Origin of the sequence: Chryseobacterium indologenes, from assembly GCF_018362995.1 — a bacterium.
In the GTDB taxonomy this organism is placed as follows: Bacteria; Bacteroidota; Bacteroidia; order Flavobacteriales; family Weeksellaceae; genus Chryseobacterium; species Chryseobacterium indologenes_G.
Genome location: NZ_CP074372.1, coordinates 735,171 through 759,664, shown reverse-complemented (window position 1 = coordinate 759,664; position 24,494 = coordinate 735,171). Strand labels below are relative to the sequence as shown.

Sequence of the window (24,494 nt, the reverse complement as noted above, 5' to 3'; positions counted from 1 at the left end):
AACAATAAAAAAGGAGACCAAAAATAAATCCGGTCTCCTTTTTTATAATGAATACATACTTTTTTTACATTGCTTTGCTGTTGAGATTGGTATCCGCAACTTTTGTTAACAGCTCGTCACATTTTTTCTCTTCTTCCAATGTGCTTAAAAGATGTTTAAGGCAATCCTCCTCTTTCAATACTTTTGCAAAAGCTGCAAGGGTACCGTATGTGGCAATTTCGTAATGTTCAACTTTTTGTGCTGCTGCAATGATTCCTGCATCTCTTACTGCTCCCGGCTCTGTCTCTTCCAGGATACTTTTTCCTTCATCCAATAATCCCTGCATGGCATCGCATTTTTTTGCCTGGGCTTTTTTTCCTAAAGCTTTAAAACATTCTTCCAGTCTTTCAACATGACCTTCCGTTTCAGTAATATGCTTGTCAATAGCTGTTTTAAGTTTTTCACTGGTAGCATTTTTCATCATTGTCGGCAATGCTTTCAATAATGCTTTTTCAGCCCAATAAATATCTTTCAGTGCATCTTCAAAAAGATCTTCCAAACTTTTGGCTGCATTTTTTTTAGCCGGAGTTTTTGCAGATGTTTTCGCAGGTGTTGTCTTTTTAGCCGGTGATTTTTTGGCTGCTGTTTTAGTTTCCATAATATAATAATTTAGTGTTTGATTGGTGATAAATCTGCAACTATAAGACCATTTTTGCCTTAAATGCTGAGATGTGGTATCTAAAATCCTTGAAGAGTATAGTTATTTTAAGGCTGATATTCCTTTACCTATATACTCACAATAAAGTTCAAATTGTTATTATTTATATCGGTGCTGCTGTCCTGCAGAATTAGAAGATGGCTTTGATTTATTGGATAGCTTACCTAATTTTTCATAATACTTATGAAGCTGGTCCAGTTCTTCTTCCGTTAAATCTTCAATATCAACCAGCCGGTTGCTGGCTTTTTCATAGGATGCTATAAGCTCATTCAGCTTTATCTGAATTGCTTTTGAATCTTTATTCTGAGTCTTTTGAATCAGAAACACCATCAGGAAAGTTATAATAGTAGTACCGGTATTGATAACCAGCTGCCAGGTTTCGGAATAGTTAAAAATAGGCCCGCAAACTGCCCAGATAACAACAAGCAGACTTGCACCGATAAAAGCCCCGGGACTTCCGGTAATATAAACAACACGATCTGAAAACCTTTCAAAAAAATTATTTTTCATAATAATCACGGTTTTAAATAAATGATAATACAAGGTATCAAAACAACAGTATAAAGTTTATGACTCTAGTCAATTACCAAACGTTAGGTCATCAAATCAATGAATAATTAGAATATTTTAAACAAACAACAGCCGCTGTAATGAAAAATATAATGAAACACATAATTATTTTATGCATCTAAATATATATTCTGTTTTATGATAATTCACTTCTATAACAAATTGTAAATTAATGAACTGAATTAATTAATACACACAAAAAAACGAGCAATAATAGAACATCCGCATGCTTTATGAAATCACGTAACAAAGATTTAATACTTTATTAAAAAATAAATATCCATCTTTGCAGCCTTAAATTCAAAAACGCTAGTTTATTTCATGAGCATTATTTTTAAAAAGCGACTATTTATAGCGCTTGTTTTACCAACGGCCGCCCTTTATTATGGGCAGAGTACGAAGGATTCTTTAGAGAAATCAAAATCTCTTGATGAGGTGATGTTGGTAGGTAGAAACCTTTCCCAAACAGCCAAAGAAAGAAAAACTCCTGTTGCAGTTTCCACCATCAAGGCTGCGGAAATTCAGGAGAAGCTAGGAAACAGAGAATTTCCTGAGATTATGAAGTCTACTCCATCCGTGTATGTGACCAAAGTGGGCGGAGGTTTTGGAGACAGCAGAATCAACATGAGAGGTTTTGATGGGGCTAACATTGCTGTGATCATCAACGGACAGCCGGTGAATGACATGCAGGGAGGTACTGTATACTGGTCTAACTGGACCGGGTTGGCAGACATTGCGAGCAACATTCAGATCCAGAGAGGTTTGGGAGCATCCAAATTTGTAGTTCCTTCTGTAGGGGGAACCATCAATATTGTGACCAAAGCTACCGATTCTGAGCAGAAAGCAATGATCAAAGGAGAAGTAGGTAATGATAACTACTCCAGAATATCTGCGATGTACTCTTCCGGATTAAAAAACAAATGGGGAACAACTGTATTGCTTTCCCGTTGGCAAGGTGACGGTTATATCAATGGAACTAAAGGAGAAGGTTATTCCTGGTTTTTCTCAACAGGATTTAAGCCAAATGAAAAACATGCATTCAATTTAATCGCAACCGGAGCACCTCAGGTACATGATACAAGAAGGTCTTCTGCAACCGGAGCTAATGTGGCTACTCTACAGCAATTGGATACTTATGGAAGAAGATACAATCCTCAGACAGGAATGTTGAATGGTTCTCAATTTAATTTGGCTCCTAACTTCTATCATAAGCCTATTGCATCATTGAACTGGGACTGGACAATGAATGATAACCTGAAGCTATCTACCGTTCTTTATGGTTCATGGGGACGCGGTGGCGGTGGTACCGGACTGAACGGTTCTATCAAAAACGGCAGCGGCCAAACCATGAATTTCATGAATTACGGTGCAGGCGGAGACGGTACTATCAACTGGGATATGATTTACAGATATAACAGAGGGGGTATGGTAACCGATTATAACGGAAACACTTTCCAGAAATCAACCTTTACTGCTCCTGCAGGTTCTCCTGGTGATTATAACGGACAATATGTAGCTACTCTGAACGGAACCAGCGGTATCGTAAGAAAGCAAAGTATCAATGCTCATGACTGGTATGGAGTAATTGCAGACCTTAATTACAAAAAAAATAACTGGACCTTTAACGGAGGTATTGATCTTAAAACTTATAAAGGAGCACTTTACGATATTGTAACCGATATGTTGGGATCTGATGCACTATTTGTTTCCAGTACAGCAAATGCTCCAAAAGGATACTATATCAACAATACAGTAAAACCGGAGCCTCTTACTAAACTTAAAGATGCTCAAAAAGTATCTGTACACAACGAAGGTCTTGTAAAATGGGCAGGTTTATACGGAATGGTTGAATACAGCTCTGAAAAACTAAGTGCATCTGTTCAGGGATCAGTTTCTGAACAATACTACAAAAGAAGGGATTATATGCTGTATACGCCAGGAAACCAGGAAACAAAATGGTATCACAAAACGGGGTATATTGTAAAAGGAGGTGCCAACTACAATATAGATGAGCATCATAATGTATTTTTCAATACAGGAGTTATTTCAAGGCAGCCATTGTTCAACGCGCTGTTCCCTTCCAACCAGAATATTTACAACGATGCAAAGAATGAAAGAATTTTCTCTGTAGAGTTAGGATATGGTTTCAAATCCCGTTATGTAGATGTGAATATCAATGCTTACAGAACGCAGTGGGATGACAGATTTATTTCAAGAACCTTCAATGCAGGAGCTGCAGATGTAGCTAACTTCTCTCAATTACAACTTGGAAATGCTTATTTCTACAACGCTCTGAATGTTGGACAAATACACCAGGGTGTTGAATTGGAAGCGAAGGCAAGACCATTTGCCAACCTTAGGCTGAGAGGAATGTTATCATTAGGAAACTGGAAGTACAAAGGAAATGCAAATTTCAACATTCTTGATGTTCAGAACAATCAGGAAGTTGCCGGAGCTACAGGAGTTATCAACATCAAAGATTTAAAAGTTGGGGATGCTGCACAAACTACAGCAAGTCTGGGAGTTGATTACAGCATTACCAAAGCTTTCAGTATTGATGCTAACTGGGAATATTATGACAAGCTATATGCACAGTTTAACCCAATCAATTTCCTTACTGAGGCTGCAAGAGAAAAAGGAATTGTAAAATTGCCAAGTTATAATTTATTTGACGTAGGTGCTTCTTACAAATTTACGCTTGACGCGAAAAAGTCTTTAACATTGAGAGCGAATGTATACAACTTATTCAACAAATATTATATTTCTGAATTAAGCTCCAATATTTTTGCAGGCGACAAAATTGCCAGCGGTCCAAATGCCGGAAAAACATACCAGGAAACAGGTAGAGTTTATCAGGGTATTGCCGATGGTAACACAGGATTCCTTGGTTTTGGAAGAACGTGGTCTGTTGCTGCTACTTTAAGATTCTAAGATCATATTATTTCAATAATGAATTCAAAGAACCCGCCAGGATTTGGCGGGTTCTTTTGTATTATATGATTATTTTAAAGAAATAAATAATACATTAGACATTTAAAATCATTTAACTCTTTTCAATCAGATATGGATCAGGAAACCACAGATTATATTATCAACTATTTTGGTAACTTAATGACTAAAAATGAAAAGTTAGCCCTAAAACATCAAATATCTTCTTTCAAGAGTAATGAAAATCCACAATTCAGAAAGATAATGATAGATAAAGGCTGGATAAGTTCCGACCCTGAAATCACAAATCTATTAGAAAATGATTATGAGGTCTTTAAACAAAACATTGTAACGCGTATAATGACTGAAACTCCTGAAAAAGTTTTTTTTAATAACTGTCCTAAATGTAACAAACTTGCCCGCACTCCACAGGCAAAGCAATGCAGATTTTGTGGATATAGCTGGCATCATTTAACTGTTGCCCAATTTAAGCTTAATGATACTATTCAGATTACAGAAAGACAGTTTTTCTTAACAGGACAAATTATAGAGGGTGAAATCAAAGAAGGGCAACGGATAGATTTGAGAATACTGGGACTTAATAAAAAAATCAAAATTGAGTCTATTGAATTTGTTCTTAAACGCCAGGATAGAAAAGCGTGGGAAGATATTGCTCTTGGAACAAATGAATTAACAGAACAAGACAAAGAATATCTGAAAAGTATACATCCTTTCAAAGAATCACTTGATATTATTATAGAATAAAAAACAGCTATAGCATTAGTACAACTGTTTTTTATATAACTAAAATCTACTTATTTTGAATTCTTCACCTGCAATGCCCTCTGATAAAAAGACTGGCTTGCAATTTTCTCTTCCGCTTCATCAATAGCAGTTAATAGATTGTTTTTATTGTCAGCAATATCACCTAAAATCTGAGACATCAGTTCCCAAACGGGTTTCATTTTTTCAATGAGCTCGTTGCCTTTCAAGGTGAGCTTAAACAGTCTTTTCCGTTCATCCTGTTTATCCTTTTCCCACTGTATCAATTCCAGCTTTTCGAGTTCTTTGAGTAGAGTGATCGTGGATGGATGGGTGTACCCTATTTCATTGGCAATTTCGACAACGCTTGCTATCTCTTTTTTATAAATGGTAAAGATCACCGGAAACCATTTCAGTTCAAAATCAATTCCGAAGGCTTTATAGATAAGCGCTCCATCTTTCCTCAGTTGTTCACTCAAACGGTGCAATCTGGTTGATATGGCAAGAATTCCTGCTTCGTTGATCACATTCATATTCAGTCAATATTTAAATGGTAAAAAATATCATCGGCACTCATTAAAGGAAATTTTACAGGGAGATTTCTTTTTTCAATCTTCACAAAGTGATTCCTTTCATAGAAACGCTGTGCAGCTTTCAGTACCGTTATGGTTCCCAAATATAAATCATCAATTCCGTTTTCGCGGCAGAAAGAGATTAAAACTTCCAATAATTCCTGAGCGATGTTCAGTTCTTTACCTCTGAATTCCTTTTTAACAAACATTTTTCTGATCGCTCCTGCCCTTTCATCAAATTTAACCAATGCAATAGAACCTATCAACTCATCATCTGCAAACGCACCCCAAAAGTTGCCTCCTGCTTCCGTATAAAAGCTTTCAATCTGTAAAAGGTCAGGCTGATCTTTAATGGTAATCGGAATATTAAATTCCTTCTGCTGGATGATCAGGATCAGGTCAATAGCCTGCTCCGAATAAGAATTTCCTATGGGTTGTATCTGTAATTTCATAGTGATTGAATTTTAAAGTACAAAACTACGTAGTTGAATACATAAATGCAAATTGATTTTAATTTTTAAAGAATTTTAACACAACTTAATTCTAAAACAGGAATTTCTATATTTGATGACATTTATGCAATTTTCTTTCATCAAAAATTAATAATCTAAAAATGAAAATAGAAAATCTAAAACCTTTTGAAGGGCAGCATTGCGAAACTACAACCACAGGAACTCTATTGCTGCAACTTGGAATTGAACTTTCCGAACCCATGCTTTTCGGACTGGGTGAAGGACTTGGTTTTATCTATTGGAATATGAAAACAATGGACTTTCCATTTATTGGTGGGCGGGTAAAGCCTGATGTACTGACAAAAAATTTAGCCCAAAATCTAAATCTTGAATTAACGGTTAAAGAGACTTCTTCACAATCAAAGGCCTGGGATCAGGTAAAAGAACTTCTTGATAATAAGCAGGTAGTAGGATTGAAAATGGATTGCTACCATCTGGAATATTTTTCAAATCCTTTTCATTTTGCAGGACACTATGCTGCCATTTACGGTTATGATAGTGAAAATGCTTTTCTGGTGGATACCAGACAACAGGGCGGCCAGGTACAAACTTCTTTAAAAAGTCTGGCAATGGCACGTGCTGAAAAAGGACCTATGTCTTCTAAAAATCTATATTACACAATCCAAAAAACAAACAAAAAATTCGATTTGGAAAAAGCAATATTAACAGCAATCAAAAATAACGCTGTGGAATATCTGAGTCCTCCCATTATGAATATATCTTACAAAGGGATCTTGAAAACAAGCACTGAAATCATAAAATGGTTCAATACAAGTAAAAACATTGAAGGAGAATTTAAGCAAGCAGCCCTGTTAATGGAAAAAGCAGGAACAGGTGGTGCATTGTTCAGGAATTTATACCGTGATTTTTTGAAAGAAAGCTATGAATTGCTCCAGCTGGATCAGTTAAAAACAGGGTACGAAGGGTTCATTGAAATTGCAGAACTCTGGACTACTGTATCTCGGCTATTTGAAAAGATAAGCCAAACAAAGGAAATGAAACCTATTCAACAGGCTTCAGATATTCTCAAAACAATATCAGCTAAGGAAAAAAGAACCATGGAAGTACTGTCTACCCTATAACAGCCATTTACAAACTCTTAAAAATCCCAATAAAAAAACGTATGCCATTATTGACATACGTTTTATCGTTTATACTGCAGAATACAGTTATTTCCAGCCTCCTCCTAAAGCCTGATAAAGCTCTACGGCAGCCTTCATTTTACTGTATCGCGCATTCGAGATGTTAAGTTCAGCATTCAATGAATTCACACTTGCATTTAACACTTCAAGATAGTTGGCCATACCATAGTTCACCAGTTCCTGAGAGTAGTCAACCGATTTTTTGTAGGCATCCAGCTCATGCTGCTTTAATTCAATAAAAGAATCCTGCACAGAGAAAACTCTAATAGCATCTGAAACTTCTTTACCAGCAGTAAGAACGGTCTTTCTGAAGTTAAGATAAGCAGTTTCCTGATTGGCAAGACTCACCTCATAATTTGTTTTGATCGTTCTTTTGTTTAAAATAGGCTGGGCCAATCCTCCGATAACACTTGCAAATAATGAATTTACACTGAATAAGTGATCAATATCAAGAGACTGAATTCCTCCGCTTCCAGTAATCTTCAACGTTGGATAAAACTGCGCTTTTGCCGAGTTGGTAAGCTCAAAAGCATTCATTAGGCTATATTCCGCTCTCATTACATCAGGACGATTGGCCAGTAATTGGGCAGGGTATCCTAATTTTAAGTCAATCGGAACATTTTGAGATTCCAACGTTGATCTTTCAATCGTATGTGATGGCTCTCCCATAAGCAGGCTTATTGTATTTTCCAAAAGCTGGATCTGAGTATCAATATCAATCAGCATAGATTTCGCATTGAAAACGAGAGCCTCACTCTGTTGTACTGCTACTTCTGTAACAGTTCCTGAAACTTTTAAAGCTTTTGTGGTCTCAAGATTTTTCTCACGAACAGCAATCGTTTCATTGATGATTCTTTTTTGCGCATCAAAAGTCAGCAATTGATAATATGCAGAAGCAATAGAAGAAACAAGGTCACTTTTAACGGCTTTATGTGCTGCCACTGTTCCCAAATAAGTTGCTAACTGAGCTTTTTCCTGAGCTTTCAGTTTTCCCCAGATATCAGCCTCCCAACCTATACTTGCAGTAATATCAAGCTGATTAATGTATCTCCTGTCTCCAAATAGTCTCCCGGTTTGGGTATTCAAAGACTGAGTCTGGAAAGTATAACCGGGTCCTACTGTAACAGTTGGGGCATATGCTGCTTTACTCTGCTTAAGATAAGCTTCTGCAGAATTAATGTTCTGTAATGCAATTCTTATATCAAGATTATTTTCTAAAGCCTTAGAAATATGTCCTTGCAGCAAGGGATCCGTAAAAATTTCTTTCCACGAAACATTCGCAATATTAGTACTGTCTGAAGGAAGCATATCTGTACGAAACAGTTTTTCGTCTACCACGTTCTTCGGTCTTTCATATTCTTTTCTTGCCATACAGGATGAGATGGCCCCGAGTATGAAAACTGAAAAAGTGATTCCTTTTATGATGTTTAATAAACTCTTCATTATAAAAAATTAGAAATTAGATGTAAGAGACCGGAAGTTAGATATGGTTTTAGAGTAATTGTCTAAGATCTAACTTCCAGCTTCTCTAATTAATTTTATTCTGCTAAATTGATATCTTCTTTTTTGATAGGTTTAATTTTTTCCTGCAGTGTTTCAAAGATCACATACAGAACCGGAATTACAAATAACCCCAAAACAGTTCCTATCAATAGTCCGATGGCCGCACCCGTAGCAATAGATCTGTTACCTACTGCTCCGATTCCACTGGCCAGAACCAACGGCAATAAACCGAAAATAAAGGCGAATGATGTCATTAGAATAGGTCTCACCCTTGCTTTCGCTGCATTGATGGCTGACATTACAATGGTTTCTCCATGGTGTCTTCTCTGAACAGCAAATTCGACTATAAGGATCGCATTTTTCGCAAGTAGTCCAACGAGCATGATCAGGGCAATCTGGAAGTAAATATTATTCTCCAGTCCCATGATTTTCTGTCCGAAGTAAGCTCCCATTACCCCAAGAGGAAGAGAGATAATAACAATCAGCGGAAGGATATAACTCTCATACTGTGCAGAAAGGATAAAGTAAACGAAGATCAAACTTAACCCGAAAATCAGAAGGGTCTGAGATCCTGAATTTAATTCTTCTCTGGTCAGCCCTGTAAATTCTACGGCATAGTTTTGATTCAGGGTTTCATCCGCTACTTGCTGTACCGCTGCAATTGCATCCCCGGAACTGTATCCGTCAGAGTTTGCTCCTGTTACTTTTACTGAGGTAAAGAGGTTATAACGGCTAACGGATTGTGGTCCGTATGCTTTTGTCAATGTTACAAACTGAGAGATCGGAGACATGATACCTGATCCTGTTCTTACATAGAGCTGATTCAGATTTTCAATGTTCTTTCTGTTTTCAGGAAGAGCCTGAACCATCACTCTGAACTGTTTTCCATACTTGGTAAAGTCAGCAGTATAAATACCTCCGATATATCCCTGCATGGTTGCCAGGATGTCATTGACAGAAACTCCAAGTTGCTTGCTCAGTGGAACATTAATTTCCATCTGATATTGAGGATATTTAGTATTGAATGAAGTCTGCGCAAACTGAATTTCCGGTCTCTGCATAAGCTTACCGATGAATTCATTGGTTTTAGCATCCAGATCTGCATATTCTCCACCTGACTTATCCAGCAATACCATTTCAAAACCTGCACTGTTACCAAATCCCGGTACACTTGGCGGCTGGAAGAATACTACTTTAGCATCAGGAACAGCTCCTACAATTCCAAATAGTTTTTTGGTGATATCTTCAGAAGTCTGTCCGTCTTTTTTTCTTTCTTCAAATGGTTTCAGTTTAACAAAAGCAAGACCGTTGTTACTTCCGTTTCCGGATAAGAATCCTCTTCCCGTGGAAATCGTTACATTCTGCACACCCGGAACTTTCAGTGCTTTCGCCTGAAGCGTTTTCAAAGCGTTGTAAGTTCTTTCCATAGAAGCTCCCGGAGGAAGCTGAACATCTGTAAAGATAATCCCTCTGTCTTCTGTAGGTACAAACCCTTTCTTCATACTGCTGCTTGCCCAGAATAAAATCCCTCCGGTAACAGCGAAAATAATAAGAGTTACCCATTTATGTCTTAACAGGAATACAAATCCTCTTCCGTAACGCTCAGTAGTTGTTTTAAAAGCAATATTAAACTTATAGAAAAACTTCTGTAACAGGTTTAAGTTTTTATACTCTTTATGATGCTCTGCGTGAGGTTTTAAGAATAATGAACATAAAACCGGGCTCAACGTTAATGCATTAATCGCAGAAATGATGATGGCTATAATCAGCGTGATACCAAACTGCTGGTAGAATACCCCTGTAGGACCTGTAATGAACGTCACCGGGATAAATACTGCTGCCATTACCAACGTAATAGAGATAATAGCCCCTGTAATCTCATCCATCGCTTCTACCGTTGCTTTTTTAGCATCTGAAATACCATGCTCCATCTTGGCATGAACGGCCTCGACGACGACAATGGCGTCATCCACCACAATACCAATCGCAAGTACCAATGCAAATAAGGTCAAGAGGTTTAATGAATATCCGAAGAGATTCAGGAAGAAGAAAGCCCCCACAATAGATACCGGAACCGCAATGGCCGGGATCAGCGTAGATCTGAAGTCCTGAAGGAAAATATATACCACAATAAATACCAGAATGAAGGCTTCGATCAGGGTATGTACTACCTTTTCAATAGAAGCTTCCAGGAATTCGTTGGTATCAAAGTTGAAAGTATACTTTACACCTTTTGGAAAAGTTCCTTCGGCTGATTTCAGATAGGCTTTGATATTTTTAATAATCTCCTGTGCATTGGATCCCGGAGTCTGGAAGATCCCCATACTGATGGAAGGATTGTTTCCGTTCTCCCCGATTCCTGTATAAGACTGTCCTGCCAGTTCTACTTTAGCAACGTCTTTCAGCATCAGGTTTTGTCCGTTTGCAAGAGATTTGATGATAATATTATCGTACTGTTCTTTATCGTTGAATTTACCTACGTATTTGATGATATATTCAAAAGAACTTCCGCTGTTTTGTCCGATAGAACCCGCTGCTGCTTCTCTACTCTGCTCATTGATCGCATTGGTAACATCGGTAGGAGTTACGCTGTAGGCAGCCATTTTTGCAGGATCCAGCCAGATTCTCATTGAATAGTTTTTACCTCCGAAAACGTTGGCATCCCCTACACCATTTACCCTTTTAAGGTTTGGAATAATGTTGATATTCAAAAAGTTCTGAAGATATACGTCATCCAGGTCTTTATTTTCAGAATAGAAAGACATATACATCAGGGCACTGGTCTGCTGCTTCTGGGTTACAACCCCTGAACGGGTTACTTCAGACGGCAAAAGAGGTGTCGCTCTGGCCACACGGTTCTGTACGTTTACCGCTGCAATATCCGGGTCAATCCCCTGTTTAAAGAAAACCTGGATTTGAGCAGAACCATCGTTCCCGGCACTGGAAGTGATATAATCCATACCTTCCACCCCGTTGATCTGTTCTTCCAAGGGCACTACTACACTTTTCATCACCGTCTCAGCATTGGCTCCCGTATAGTTTGCGGAAACACTCACTGTAGGTGGTGCAATATCCGGATACTGTGTAACCGGTAACGAGATCAGCCCCAGCACACCGAGAATCACAATCAGGATTGAGATTACGGTAGATAAAACCGGTCTGTTAATAAAGTTTTTTATCATTAGAATTTCGGTTTTATTGATTGAACAAGACTATCCATTTTGATGGGCTTCGGTTTCACTGCTGTTCCCGGTTTCAGACCTCCGATACCAGCTGCAACAACTGTTTCACCTTTATTAATTCCTGATTTGATAAGCGCTAAATTGTCGATTCTATCAATAACATTGACAACAACATTTCTCGCAGTATCTCCTTTTTCTACTTTGTAAACGTAAACAATACCCTGTTGCTCGTAAGTAGCACTTTCAGGCACTACAAGAACATTATCATATCGCTGAGGGAATCTGATTGTTCCACTGTTACCGTTACTTAATAACTTCTGAGCATTCGAGAAAGCAACTCTGAACTGGATAGTTCCTGTTGTAGGATCAATTTGTCCGGTAATAGCTTCAATTTTACCTTTTTCAGGATAAAGACTTCCGTTAGCAAGCTGAAGCTCAACCATCGGTAAGTTTTTGATTTTCTCAGGCATAGAAGCACCAGGAGACTTTTCAAGGAAATCAAAATACTCTTTTTCATTCATTGCAAAGTAAGCATAGATCTCAGAAGTATCAGAAATCGTTGTAAGAGGAGTCTGATCAGACGGTCCTACCAAACTTCCTACTTTCAATGGCAGTCTTCCGATCACCCCTGAAATAGGCGCACGAATGATGGAATATTCGATATTGGCTTCTACCCCCTTATAATTGGCCTGGGCCTGTCTTTTGGAAGCATTGGCCTGTTGTAACTGAGCCTGAGCCTGCGCCAGCTGAGCCTGTGCAGTCTGCAGCTGTACATTACTGATGATATTTTTCTGAACCAGAGGTTTTAGTTTGTTTACTTCAACCTGGGCAGCATTTACAGAAGCCTGTGCAGCAGCAATACTGGATTCAGCGGCACCAATTCCTGCTTTGGAAGCAGCTGCATTTTCGTTCAGGATATTGGTTTCAAGACGGAACAGAGGTTGTCCTTTTGTAACATATTGTCCTTCATCTACCAATACCTGGGTAATATACCCCTGTATTTTTGCACGTACATCATTGTTTACCCTACCCTGGATGGTAGCCGGAAACGTCTGATAACCCACTATATTTTTTGACTCCACGGAAACAACAGGATACGGCTTGGCACCATCCTGTTTCGGAGCTTCTTTTTTGCAGGCAGTCAGTGAAAGCGCTGCAATGGAAAGTATAACTAGCTTATTATTCATTTTATAGTTTATTAAGAGATTCCTGTATATTTTCTATGTTTTTGTTTAAGAGTGCTTTGTAAACTTCTATTCTTTCATTGTATCCATCGTCTTTACTTGTTTTAAAATTGTTTAAATCATCTAATAGCTTCAATTCGTCCTGCATTTTCTGGACAATTTTCTCGAATCGTATTTTTTTGTATTCATCATTGATGAAAAAATACCGTTTCCTCTCATCCATTTTGTTATGATCAACAATAAGCTGAGCATTTAACAATAATGAAATACTGGTAGAAACAGAGCTTTTGCTCGCGGAGAGCACTTCCACAAATTCGTCAAAAGTAATTCCTACTTTCTCATAGTCAAAAAGAAGGTAGGAATAGATTTTTGATGCTAAAGGAGGTAAGCTGAACACGGTGCCATAAAATCTTACGGCATCCTGAAAAATTTTCTCATCAATTTCTATACTCTGGTGCATATATAAAAATTTGAACAAAAGTAGAAATTAGTTCAGAACCAAACGAACAAACCTGATAGAGTTTATAAATACAGGCCGTTTTAAAAATTCAATGAAAGATGATTTAACTTTTTGCTTAAATTATAATCTTCTCAAAAGCCTTTCTCATGCCGTCTCTCAAAAGAACCTCTCCACAATAGGAATATCCTCTGCCTTCAAGGATTTTCAACATGGCAATATTATCATGGTTCGTATCTACTTTAATACTCTGAATGTCATGGGATTTAGTAAAATCTTCGATGTGATCAAAAAACTTCTTCACCATTCCCTGTCCTGCAAATTTTTCATCTACAGCCACTCTGTGAACCACTACGAATTCACCGTCGCTCAACCACGCTCCTTCAATGGTACTGTAAGCAGGTTCGTCATTCAGAATCAAAGCTCCATACACTGCAATTTCTCCGTCTACTGTTAAAACATGTCCGAAACCTTTGGCAATATCACTTTCCACCGTTCCCAGATTAGGGTATCCGTTTTGCCATTGGGTGCTTCCGTCTTGTCTTCTTCTTTCAATAGATTGCTGGATAATTTCCCAAATTCTATTTCTGTCTTCGATTTCCGCTTGTCTTAGTTTAATCTCTGGGTTCATGTTATAAAGTTGATTTAAAAAAAATTAAAAGATTGAATGATTAAAAATCAGAATAACTAATAATTATATCAATAATCTTTTGGTTCGTAATTAATTAAAAAACCGAAAATTAATTAAGATTAATTTTCGGTTCGAAGTAGTAAAATTTAAAATTATGAAATTGTTTATTGATTTTCACTTTGTTGAAGGTAAGCATCAATAATTTCAAATGCTTTTCTTTCTTCTTCCAGATCTACCATTACCTTCAGCGAAGTTGCTGTTGGGGTTGTGGTAAACGTAAGATAGTTATTTTCAACGGTGTTTGTAATTTGTGCGTCATCCAATTTAGATTTAACCAACTGAATTTCTGAAGGGTTATCACTTTCATAAACTGATACTCTCGTACTTCTTTCCATATTCTAATTGTTTGAGTATCTAAATATACGATGTTTTTTTTAAAATTACAAATCCCGTGTTTTAAATTTTATTAATATTATTTTCAATTTTATTTAAAGCAAGTTGAATTTCTTCCTTTGTCACATTCAAATGAGGTCTGAAACGAAGAGACTGATCTCCACATGGAAGAATAATTAATCCATCTTTGAAAAGCTCGTTCATCAGGTGATTTCTTTGTTCTGCAGACGGCAGGTCAACGGCACACATCAAGCCTCTTCCTCTTGCATTTGAAATTTTTTCAGGATATTTTTCAGCAAGCGCTTTCAAGCTTTCCAATAAGAAATCTCCCACTACTCTTGCATTCTCTACAAGGTTTTCTTTTTCGATCACTTCCATTACTAATTGGAAACGAAGCATATCAATAAAGTTTCCTCCGAATGTAGAATTGATTCTTGAGCTTTCTCTGAAAACATTATTCGGAACTTCATCAAATTTTTCTTTATTTGCTAAAACACCACAAACCTGTGCTTTTTTCCCGAAAGAAATAATGTCCGGTTTTGCTGTAAAGTGCTGGAATGCCCACATTTTTCCTGTAATGGCAATCCCTGTCTGAACTTCATCAAAAATAAGTAAGATTTCGTTGTCATCACAGATTCTTCTCAATCCCAAAAGGAATTCGTCTCTGAAATGATTGTCACCTCCTTCTGCCTGAATAGGTTCTATGATGATACAGGCTACTTTATCTGGGTGCATCAGGATAGCCTCTTCAATCTGAAGTAAAGCAAGGTTTTCATTTTTGATTGTTTCTTCAAGGTTTTCTTCTGTAATCGGGAACTTTAATTTCGGGTTTAAAATTCTCGGCCAGTTGAACATTGGGAAATATTGATACTTTCTTGGGTCAGAAGTATTGGTTAAGCTCAAAGTATAACCGCTTCTTCCATGGAAAGCCTGTTTGAAGTGAATACAGATTCCTGCTTCAGTATCTAATCCTTTTGCAAAGTTTTTGCGCGTTTTCCAGTCGAAGCATGCTTTCATTGCATTTTCAACGCCCAGAGATCCGCCTTCGATAAAGAAAGCATATTGTAGTTCTTCAGGGATAACCACTCTTTCGAATACTTCAAGGAAATGAGCGTATTCTTCGGAGTAAACGTCAGCAAGAGTAGGTTTATTTACAGCCATTCTTCCCAACCATTCTGATCTTTCTAAAAGATAAGGGTGATTGTATCCGATAGATGCTGATGCAAACATAGAGAACATATCCAGGTACTCCTTGTCTGTAAGTTTATCATAAAGCCATGATCCGTGTGATTTTTCAATATCCATCACAAAATCGAAACCGTCTGCCAACACATGTCTTCCTACTGTTTCTTTTACTTTATTTGCTTTTATATCTAATGTCTGTTCCATAATAAATTGTTGTGTGATTTAATAAATGAATGATTAAATGATCCAAAGAATGAAGCATTTAAACATTCAGGTTATTAAGTTTTATGTTTTTTGAGTACTTTAAGTAAAGCTTTTATAAATCAAATTTAATTCCTTGTGCCAAAGGAAGTTGTGCGGTATAATTGATAGTATTGGTTTGTCTTCTCATATAGTATTTCCAGGCATCTGATCCAGACTCTCTTCCTCCTCCGGTTTCTTTTTCACCACCGAAAGCTCCACCAATTTCAGCACCGGAAGTTCCGATATTTACGTTGGCAATACCACAATCTGAACCTGCGTGAGAAAGGAATAATTCTGCTTCTCTTAAGTTCTGGGTCATGATCGCGGAAGATAATCCTTGAGGAACATCATTCTGAATTGCGATAGCTTCTTCCAGTGTTTTGTATTTGATCAGATATAAGATAGGTGCAAAAGTTTCATGCTGAACAATCTCATAAGAGTTTTTCACTTCAGCAACACAAGGTTTCACATAGCATCCGGATTCATATTCTTTTCCGGTTAAAACTCCGCCTTCAACAACGAATTTTCCACCTTCTTTTTTACATTTCTTGATAGCTTCTTCGTATTGGTTTACTGCATCAGTATCAATCAAAGGACCTACGTGATTATTTTCATCTAATGGATTTCCGATTTTCAGCTGCCCGTAAGCTTTTGTTAATCTTGTTTTCACTTCATTGTATACACTTTCGTGGATAATCAGTCTTCTTGTTGAAGTACATCTCTGGCCTGCAGTTCCTACAGCTCCGAAAACGGCTCCAATGATAGACATATCAATATCAGCTTCTTTTGTAATGATAATAGCGTTGTTTCCACCCAATTCAAGGATAGATTTCCCGAATCTTTCTGCCACTTTAGAAGAAACCATTCTTCCCACTCTTGTGGATCCTGTGAAAGAAACAAGGGCCACTCTTTTATCATCTACTAATTTCTGTCCGATTTCGTGGTCTGATACCAATACACTTGAAACTCCTTCAGGAAGATTGTTTTCCTTAATTACTTCCATCATGATATTCTGGCATGCAATCGCACAAAGCGGTGTTTTTTCTGATGGCTTCCAGATAGTAACGTTACCACAGATCCAAGCCAAAGCTGTATTCCAGGACCAAACGGCTACCGGAAAGTTGAATGCAGTGATAACTCCAACAACTCCCAGCGGATGGTATTGCTCATACATTCTGTGTCCAGGTCTTTCAGAGTGCATGGTGTACCCCTGAAGCTGTCTTGAAAGTCCTACAGCGAAGTCGCAGATGTCTATCATTTCCTGAACTTCACCAAGTCCTTCCTGTAATGATTTACCCATTTCGTAAGAAACAAGTTTACCAAGATCATCTTTATATTCTCTTAATTTTAAGCCCAGCTGTCTTACGATCTCTCCTCTTTTGGGAGCCGGGATCAGTCTGAATTCCTGAAACGCCTTTTGAGCCGTTTCAATTACTTTGTCATAATCACTTTCTCCGGAAGTTTTTACTTTAGCGATCAACTTTCCGTCCACAGGAGAAATGCTTTCTATCACCTTTCCTGAAGCGAAATATTTGCCGCCTGTTGAGGTACCTTTGTTCTCTTCTTTAATACCTAAATTTTTCAGCGTTTTTTCAATTCCGAAATCCTTTACTTTTTTTGACATAAAATCTTACTTTTCGTTCTCTCTAAAGATAAAAATATTATGTGAACCTCAAAACTTTAATTTTTAATGTGTTTTTTATTTGGACTAATTATAAACATGCTTATCTTTGCAGGGTAATCATTTTGATAATCACCAATGGAAAATTCACAAAAAAATAACTCAAAGCTTAAGAAGTGGTTCAAGCGTGTGGGATGGGCAGGACTTGCTTTCTTTACCATTAAAGGCTTGATTTGGCTCGTCATATTCTACGTTGGAGCAGATAGTCTTCAAAGTTGTATAAAATAAAAAAGCAGAGAAATTTTCTCTGCTTTCTTTTTTGGTATAAGGTTAATTGAATTGTTATTTATTTATTGAAAAGCTAAAAAAAGAATCCTTTTTTATATTTTCTGTAATTTCAAAAAGAGAAGAAGTACCGTCTTTTAACAGCTATATTCCCTGAAAATAGCATATATACTCCACAATTCATCTTTTTCAAACTACTCTTTCTTCTTCCTCCCTGCATTAACCAGGCTCTGATGCAACAGGTATTCTATCTGTCCGTTCACACTTCTGAAGTCATCATTGGCCCACTTTTCGAGGAGTTTATAAGTAGACTCATCTATCCTTATCACAAAAGATTTTTTGCTTTTGTTTTCTGAAGAGTTCTGAGCTTTTTCTGATTTCATTTTCTAAATTCTCTAACATTATTCTGACTATTGTAGTGTAGAAATATAACCACTACAATCTACTTTTAATTTTTCACTTTTAATTATAAAGTGTTCCCGCATTTAATACCGGTGTTGCAGCTTTTTCTCCGCAAAGAACCACCATTAAATTGCTTACCATTGCTGCTTTTCTTTCATCATCAAGCTCAACAATATTCTCTTCTGAAAGTTTTTTCAATGCAAGATCCACCATTCCTACAGCTCCTTCCACAATCTTGGTTCTTGCTGCTACAATAGCTGTTGCCTGCTGTCTCTGAAGCATAGCTCCTGCAATTTCCGAAGCATAAGCCAAATGCGAAATCCTGGCCTCCTGAATCACAATTCCTGCCTTTGAAAGACGGTCTGTAAGTTCCTGCTCCAAGATAGAATTGATTTTATCTCCACCCTCTCTCAGGGTAATTGGAGCATGATCATCTTCTAAATTATCATAAGGAAAGCTCATCGCCAAATGACGTACCGCTGCTTCACTCTGCATTTTCACGAAATCAGAATAGCGCTCTACATCAAAAGCTGCTTTATAAGTATCCCCAACTTTCCATACGATGACAACCGCGATTTCAATTGGATTTCCCATTTTATCATTTACTTTCAAAGTCTGTCCCTGTAAATTTTCAGAACGTAAAGATATTTTCTGTGATGAATACAAAGGATTGATGAAGAATAATCCGTTCTCTTTTACACTTCCAACATATTTTCCAAAAAAGTTCAGCACTCTTGAGTGGTTGGGTTGAATAATCATTAAGCCTTTTAAGAAAAAGCACGAAAGAAGAAAGCAAAGCATGGCGATAACTACATAGGCTATACTTTGATCTACTCCACTAACAAAAAAGTAAACTGCTGCCACAAACAAGGCAAGGCAGATGACCAGTGTAAGATAACCCGACATGGGTTTTAATGTTTTTTCCATGATTGAATTTTAATTTGATATTATTTTGATATCATAAAGATGGTGATAAATTTTGAATTATGTGTTATGAATTATGAATTTTTTACGGGATTCGGGATTCGTGGTGCTTAACTAAACGCAAAGTTCACGAAGTTAATTTATATTAGTGCTTTATTTTTGTTCGCAAAGGTACTTCGTTTAGCTATGGATACTACTTCATTTGCTGAGTGAAACGCCTTTGCGAACAATAATCATCATAATATAATCATTGCGAACTTAGCGTTAAAACAATTCCCCTCAATAACAAAAACAACGGGAATAAAAAAATCCCGGAAAGTAAATTCCAGGATTTTAATTTTTATGTTCAGATCTTTATTTCTTTGTTAAAGTTTTAAACTTCATATAAGAGATAGCTGATAAAATGATCATTGTAGAGATTCCGATGTATACCCAAGCTGGTACTGGTACCGGATCTCCCGCTGCATATGAGTGAAGTCCGCTTAAGTAGTAATTTACTCCAAAATAAGTCATTACCATTGAGCAGAATGCAAACATCGTTGCTACGTGGAATGCCCATCTGCTTCTCAAGCCAGGCACTAACCTCATGTGCAGTACAAATGCATATACCATGATGGAGATGAACGCCCATGTTTCTTTCGGGTCCCAGCTCCAGTATCTTCCCCATGATTCGTTTGCCCAGATTCCTCCTAAGAAGTTTCCTACCGTTAATGCAAACAATCCGATGGTTAATGACATCTCAGAAACAATTACCAATTCCTTTAATGTTGTATCGTGGTGAATTTTATAAGTTTCTTTATTGGATATAATATAGAATACCAATGAGATTACAGCAATGATCATCGACAGTGCGAAGAATCCATAACTTGATGTAATAATGGCTACGTGAACAATTAACCAATAAGATTTCAATACCGGAACAAGCGGCGTGATCTGCGGATCAAGAGCTGAACCTCCGTGCGCAAATCCCATCATAATAACTGCCACCATAAATCCGGCTGCAGGAATTAATGCATTGGAATTTCTGTATAATAATAAACCTGCCGTAATACCTACCCAAGAGATGAAGATAATGGCTTCATATCCGTTACTCCAAGGTGCGTGTCCTGAGATATACCATCTTGCTACAAGTCCTAAGAAATGGCAAAGATATCCTACTAAACCAACCGCAATGATTACTTTAATGATTTTATTTAAAACTTTATTGGATTTAAACAGCTCAACAAACCCTAAGATTAAAAGAAGCCCTCCGATAATAGTATAGAAAATCAAGAGTTTAAAGTTAATATCTGCTTTATTCATGAAAACCTCAAGATCAACTTTAGATTTTGCAGGAACTACTGCCTTACCCCATTTCTGCTGGTATTCTGAAAGTTTCGCTAACTCAGCATCCGCTTTACTCCAATCACCGGTTTTCTGTGCGGTAAGAGCTTCAGCAAAATAAGGTCCCATCACCTGCTGAGATTCCATGTCCGGTTCAAATTTTTGATCTAACCATGAATGCCATGTGTGGTTGGCATCATTTTTCACAGGAACAATTCTCATAAACTGACCGCTGAAGAACTCATTGAAAATCTGCACTCTTTCATTTACAGCAATTACTTCTTTGTCGTAGTTCGTTTGTTCAGCTGGTTTTTTACGGAATGCCGTATTATAATCATGCTCTAAAATATAAGTCAGATTACCATTGGCATCAGCCGGGAAAAGGTTCATCAGTGAAGTATACCCATCTTCATCTGCCTTTGTTTTATTTTTCAGTTCATCACCTCCTTTCGTTCCCACTTTGATCATCGGAACCATAGTCCAGCTTGGTGTGTCTGTATTGATTGAAAGAAACCATTGGTTAGCTGTAAGATACTTTCCGTCTGTTCCTTTAAATTCGTCTTTTTTGTATAATTTTCTTAAAACATCCAATGCTTCTGTATTGATAGGAACAATTCTTCCTTCAAAACTTTGCACCAAAAGATATCCGAATTTATCAGCATGTTCTTTACTGATTTTGTTTCTCGCAATGATTTCATCCGGAGTGATAGATCTCATTTTACCCATCGGTGTAGCCAGAGAATTCTGCTTTGGAGCAGCGCCATCAAGCGGTTGAGCAGACGGAGCCGGAGCGTGGGTATGATTATCACCTTCCACATGAATGTGTTCTCTGCTTCCGTCCGTAGTCCCGTGAGTTTCGATTTTTTGTGCGTTCAACCCTAAGCTTAAAAACACTAAAAGTATTGTTGCAATTTTTGTTTTCTTTTTGTTTGCATCAATCAGCATTTTATTCAGTTTCCAGAAGTGAGTTCCTTTCCAGAAGAAGATCACAAACATTCCTAAGAATAAAAGTCCGTATCCGATGTAAGAAATCAAAGTTCCCCAGTAATCATGGTTTACAGAAAGAACAGTTCCCATTCTGTCAGGATCAAAACTTGACTGGAAGAAACGGTATCCTTTATGGTTAAGAACGTGGTTCATATAGATTTTATAAGGAGTTTCTTTACCCTCATCAATGATTTTCACGTGACTTTCATAAGCACTTGGAGATGAGCTTCCAGGATAAGTTTCCATTACAAAGTCATCCAGCTTCAACGCAAAAGGGGTATTGTATACTTTGGGTCCGAATCCAACCATGATGTTTAAACCATCCATAGTCACCTGCTTGTAAGCATTAGGATTTCCTTTTTCAACAGAAAGATCTACCAATTGTTTTGTTTTTGGACCCTGAAGCTCAATCTGAAGCATATCAGGAACATTAGCATCTTTCTTTCTGTCACCTTCAATCGCGATCAGTCTTCCTTTTTTAAGACCTTCAGGAACTACAAGCTTCAGTTCATTGATGGTATATAAGCTTCTCAATGCCAAAGGCTGGAACTCATTTTTTACAGTACTTCCTGTTGCCTGAGTAGCCATGGTCATATAGCTTGCATCTACAGGTGTTTTGATGAATAATTTTCCTCCTTCATTTTTAAATTCAACCGCTCCTTCAATCGCTCTGTTGAACGTCACCAAAGTTCCGTTGATCGATTTTGTCTCACCCGGTTTGATGTAAATATTCTGTCTTCCGGTATTTCCGGTAGATACCAGATGAAGATATTCCGCACCGTTTGGCTCAGCGACAAGACTGTCTTTTTTTCTTTGAATATATTCTTTCGCAAACACTTTCACTTCTTTTCCGTGGAAGTCATAGGTTGCTTTGAAATCTTTATTCAATGGGGACATCAGATAAGGAACATCCTGATAATTAAGAACATCACCTTTTTCTTCGATCTGGATTTTAAAGAAATTTTTATCCGTTACGATTTCGTTTGAAGTTTCACCTTCTCTGATGTGCATAGTTCCTTCAAAACTGATGTATCTTGTGATGGCACCACCAATAAAAATAAAAATAAAAGCAAGGTGGAAAACAAGAACCGGCCATTTCTCCCTTTTCCATAGTCTGTATCTTCCGATATTTCCTATGAAATTAAGAATGAGCAGGACCATGATCAGTTCGAACCACTTGGCCTCATAAATTAATGCTTTTGCTGTAGGAGTTCCGTAGTCGTTTTCTAAGAACGTTGCATAGGCCATCGCGAATGCATAAACCAGCAGCAATACAGCCATTGTCCTGGTTGAGATAAGAATATCTTGGAGCTTCTTCATGATTTATTGTACTTGACATGCAAAAATAAGCATGATAAACCATAAAGAGCTTAAAAAAAGCTGTTTTTTGTCACTTTGGCCTCCGTTTTGCTTATTTTGAAACATTCTTAATAAGCCTGAAGACTTTAGGAAAAATTCAATTCTTAAAACCGAAAAAATACAGATTCATAATACCTATATCCGTGATCGAAGGCTTCTATTTTTAATCTCAAGACATGTGCCCGGAAAACTTTCAAAAATAATCCATATTCTGAATTATTCCGAAACCATTTTTAAATTATTTTTCAAAGATTTTCTTCCTGATTTTACTTAAAAATTCATGAGTAATTCCCAAATAAGAAGCCACCTGCTGCTGGGTAATTTTCTGTTCCAATCCGGGGTACTTTTCAAGAAATTCAAGATAGCGCTTATCTGCCGTTTTCCCCGTTAAAGAAAGTATCCTTCTCTGCAATGCTACTGAAGAATTCTGGTTCATTATCCTGAAAAGTTTTTCTATCTGAGGCATGGTCTCATACAAATATTCTTTGTCTTTTTTGGAAATCATCAATACTTCACTGTCTTCAAGGGCCTCAATATTCAGAATGCTCGGTACATTATTGATAAGACTGTCAATATCTGTGATCCACCATCCTTCTACCGCGAAATACAGGGTTTGTTCAAATCCGTTTTCGTTCAGGTAATAGATTTTAAAACAGCCATTCAGAACAAATCCTTCAAAAGCACAATAATCCCCTTCTTTGAGAACAATTTCCTTCTTTTTAAACTTTCGGCATTCAAAAGGTTTTATAAACTGATTGAAATCTTCTTTGGAAAGATTTACATATTTGCTGATGTTTTTATATAGCAGATCGGACATTATGTTATTTAAGCAAAATAAAGGTATCAAATTATTGACACCTTTACAAAACTAAGTTATGTTAAGTTATTTTCTGTTTAAAAAATCATTGGTATTAACTACACGGGCATAAAGATTCCCAAGAGCGGAAATTCCCGCTAAAAAAGATCTTTGAACTTCCGCAGCATTTACCACTTCCCCATTCAGTTCACGATTTCTGGTGGCTGTAGCATCTCCAATAATTGTATTATTAAATCCAAAATCAAAAGCCGCTCTGGTAGTTGCCTCTACACAAACATCCGTCATCATTCCTGTAATCACCAGGTTTTTGATTTTCTTTGACTGGAGATAGTTCATGAGATCCGTTTCTCTGAAGCTGTTGGGAAAATGCTTGGTAATTATTTTCTCATCCTTTCTCGGCAAAACCAGCTGATTAATCTTAGCTCCATCTGTATCCGGAAGAAAAAAAGTAGCCCCTTCATTCGTTGAGATATGTTTGACATGAATGACAGGAAGATTGCTGCTCCTGAAATATTCTAAAATTCTCCTGGTATTTTCTCCAGCCTGCTCAGCTTTCTCCAATGTCATTTTTCCTCCCGGGAAATAATCATTTTGTACGTCGATAATTAATAATGCTGTGTTTTCCATTTTTTGTTTTTGTGCGTTCATTGTAATCAGTGAAATAAATATCAGACCTAAGGTCAGAATTGTTTTGAATTTATTTTCCATGTGTGAAATTTCTGAGACAAAATTATAATTGTTACCAATCCTGACCTTTGAACTAGTTCAAAAAATGCACCTGACCTTCAATAATATCAATCATAATTTTTAATATT

At 37.2% G+C, this 24,494-nt stretch carries 20 protein-coding genes; 3 read left to right on the top strand and 17 right to left on the bottom strand.

Annotated elements, in window-relative coordinates; translation table 11 throughout:
• Positions 1-64 precede the first annotated feature (64 nt).
• Together DYR29_RS03170 and DYR29_RS03165 are read right to left on the bottom strand one after the other, a co-directional pair.
• Positions 65-637, bottom strand: a complete 573-nt coding sequence (locus tag DYR29_RS03170; RefSeq protein ID WP_213279255.1) for a ferritin-like domain-containing protein — start codon at positions 635-637, stop codon at positions 65-67.
• A gap of 159 nt (positions 638-796) precedes the next feature.
• Positions 797-1,207: a low affinity iron permease family protein gene (locus DYR29_RS03165; RefSeq protein WP_249413597.1), complete on the bottom strand. Its 411-nt coding sequence runs from the start codon at positions 1,205-1,207 to the stop codon at positions 797-799.
• A 381-nt stretch (positions 1,208-1,588) separates the two neighbouring features.
• On the opposite strand from DYR29_RS03165, the gene DYR29_RS03160 reads away from it, so the two are divergent.
• Together DYR29_RS03160 and DYR29_RS03155 are read left to right on the top strand one after the other, a co-directional pair.
• The gene (locus DYR29_RS03160; RefSeq protein WP_213279254.1) at positions 1,589-4,198 is read left to right on the top strand and encodes a TonB-dependent receptor; all 2,610 of its coding nucleotides are present in this window, start codon (positions 1,589-1,591) and stop codon (positions 4,196-4,198) included.
• A gap of 132 nt (positions 4,199-4,330) precedes the next feature.
• On the top strand, positions 4,331-4,960 hold the full coding sequence (locus DYR29_RS03155) for a hypothetical protein (RefSeq protein ID WP_213279253.1): 630 nt from the start codon (positions 4,331-4,333) through the stop codon (positions 4,958-4,960).
• A 50-nt stretch (positions 4,961-5,010) separates the two neighbouring features.
• Here DYR29_RS03155 and DYR29_RS03150 read toward each other — a convergent pair whose 3' ends face one another.
• Positions 5,011-5,490 carry a MarR family winged helix-turn-helix transcriptional regulator gene (locus DYR29_RS03150; protein ID WP_213279252.1) on the bottom strand — a complete coding sequence of 160 codons (480 nt, stop codon included), beginning with the start codon at positions 5,488-5,490 and terminating at the stop codon, positions 5,011-5,013.
• A 2-nt stretch (positions 5,491-5,492) separates the two neighbouring features.
• Positions 5,493-5,981: a GNAT family N-acetyltransferase gene (locus tag DYR29_RS03145; protein WP_213279251.1), complete on the bottom strand. Its 489-nt coding sequence runs from the start codon at positions 5,979-5,981 to the stop codon at positions 5,493-5,495.
• 161 nt (positions 5,982-6,142) lie between these two features.
• Between DYR29_RS03145 and DYR29_RS03140 the strand changes: the two genes are divergently transcribed.
• Positions 6,143-7,123, top strand: a complete 981-nt coding sequence (locus DYR29_RS03140; RefSeq protein WP_213279250.1) for a BtrH N-terminal domain-containing protein — start codon at positions 6,143-6,145, stop codon at positions 7,121-7,123.
• Positions 7,124-7,210: 87 nt separating this feature from the next.
• Here DYR29_RS03140 and DYR29_RS03135 read toward each other — a convergent pair whose 3' ends face one another.
• The 13 genes from DYR29_RS03135 to DYR29_RS03075 all read right to left on the bottom strand — a co-directional run bounded on the left by DYR29_RS03135 (position 7,211) and on the right by DYR29_RS03075 (position 24,387).
• Positions 7,211-8,626, bottom strand: a complete 1,416-nt coding sequence (locus DYR29_RS03135; RefSeq protein ID WP_213279249.1) for an efflux transporter outer membrane subunit — start codon at positions 8,624-8,626, stop codon at positions 7,211-7,213.
• A gap of 95 nt (positions 8,627-8,721) precedes the next feature.
• Positions 8,722-11,868, bottom strand: coding sequence for an efflux RND transporter permease subunit (locus tag DYR29_RS03130; RefSeq protein WP_213279248.1), 3,147 nt, complete (start codon positions 11,866-11,868; stop codon positions 8,722-8,724).
• Positions 11,868-13,055, bottom strand: coding sequence for an efflux RND transporter periplasmic adaptor subunit (locus DYR29_RS03125; protein ID WP_213279247.1), 1,188 nt, complete (start codon positions 13,053-13,055; stop codon positions 11,868-11,870). The genes DYR29_RS03130 and DYR29_RS03125 overlap by 1 nt, the downstream gene beginning before the upstream one ends.
• Position 13,056: 1 nt before the next feature.
• A complete protein-coding gene (locus DYR29_RS03120; RefSeq protein WP_047422811.1) occupies positions 13,057-13,512 on the bottom strand; it encodes a transcriptional regulator in 456 nt (151 codons plus the stop codon).
• 115 nt (positions 13,513-13,627) lie between these two features.
• Complete coding sequence (locus DYR29_RS03115) at positions 13,628-14,140, bottom strand: GNAT family N-acetyltransferase (RefSeq protein ID WP_213279246.1); 513 nt, start codon at positions 14,138-14,140, stop codon at positions 13,628-13,630.
• 164 nt (positions 14,141-14,304) lie between these two features.
• Positions 14,305-14,535 (bottom strand): DUF2007 domain-containing protein, encoded by a 231-nt coding sequence (locus tag DYR29_RS03110; RefSeq protein WP_213279245.1) that lies wholly within the window; start codon positions 14,533-14,535, stop codon positions 14,305-14,307.
• Positions 14,536-14,596: 61 nt separating this feature from the next.
• Positions 14,597-15,922, bottom strand: coding sequence for an L-lysine 6-transaminase (gene lat / locus DYR29_RS03105; protein WP_142716748.1), 1,326 nt, complete (start codon positions 15,920-15,922; stop codon positions 14,597-14,599).
• 112 nt (positions 15,923-16,034) lie between these two features.
• Complete coding sequence (amaB, locus tag DYR29_RS03100; RefSeq protein ID WP_213279244.1) at positions 16,035-17,585, bottom strand: L-piperidine-6-carboxylate dehydrogenase; 1,551 nt, start codon at positions 17,583-17,585, stop codon at positions 16,035-16,037.
• A gap of 476 nt (positions 17,586-18,061) precedes the next feature.
• On the bottom strand, positions 18,062-18,250 hold the full coding sequence (locus tag DYR29_RS03095; RefSeq protein ID WP_047431047.1) for a hypothetical protein: 189 nt from the start codon (positions 18,248-18,250) through the stop codon (positions 18,062-18,064).
• A 79-nt stretch (positions 18,251-18,329) separates the two neighbouring features.
• Positions 18,330-19,196: an SPFH domain-containing protein gene (locus DYR29_RS03090; RefSeq protein WP_047422804.1), complete on the bottom strand. Its 867-nt coding sequence runs from the start codon at positions 19,194-19,196 to the stop codon at positions 18,330-18,332.
• A 351-nt stretch (positions 19,197-19,547) separates the two neighbouring features.
• Positions 19,548-22,823 carry a cytochrome c biogenesis protein CcsA gene (ccsA, locus tag DYR29_RS03085; protein WP_213279243.1) on the bottom strand — a complete coding sequence of 1,092 codons (3,276 nt, stop codon included), beginning with the start codon at positions 22,821-22,823 and terminating at the stop codon, positions 19,548-19,550.
• Between the two features lie 277 nt (positions 22,824-23,100).
• On the bottom strand, positions 23,101-23,679 hold the full coding sequence (locus DYR29_RS03080; protein WP_213279242.1) for a Crp/Fnr family transcriptional regulator: 579 nt from the start codon (positions 23,677-23,679) through the stop codon (positions 23,101-23,103).
• A 66-nt stretch (positions 23,680-23,745) separates the two neighbouring features.
• On the bottom strand, positions 23,746-24,387 hold the full coding sequence (locus DYR29_RS03075) for a cysteine hydrolase family protein (RefSeq protein ID WP_213279241.1): 642 nt from the start codon (positions 24,385-24,387) through the stop codon (positions 23,746-23,748).
• Positions 24,388-24,494: the final 107 nt, after the last annotated feature.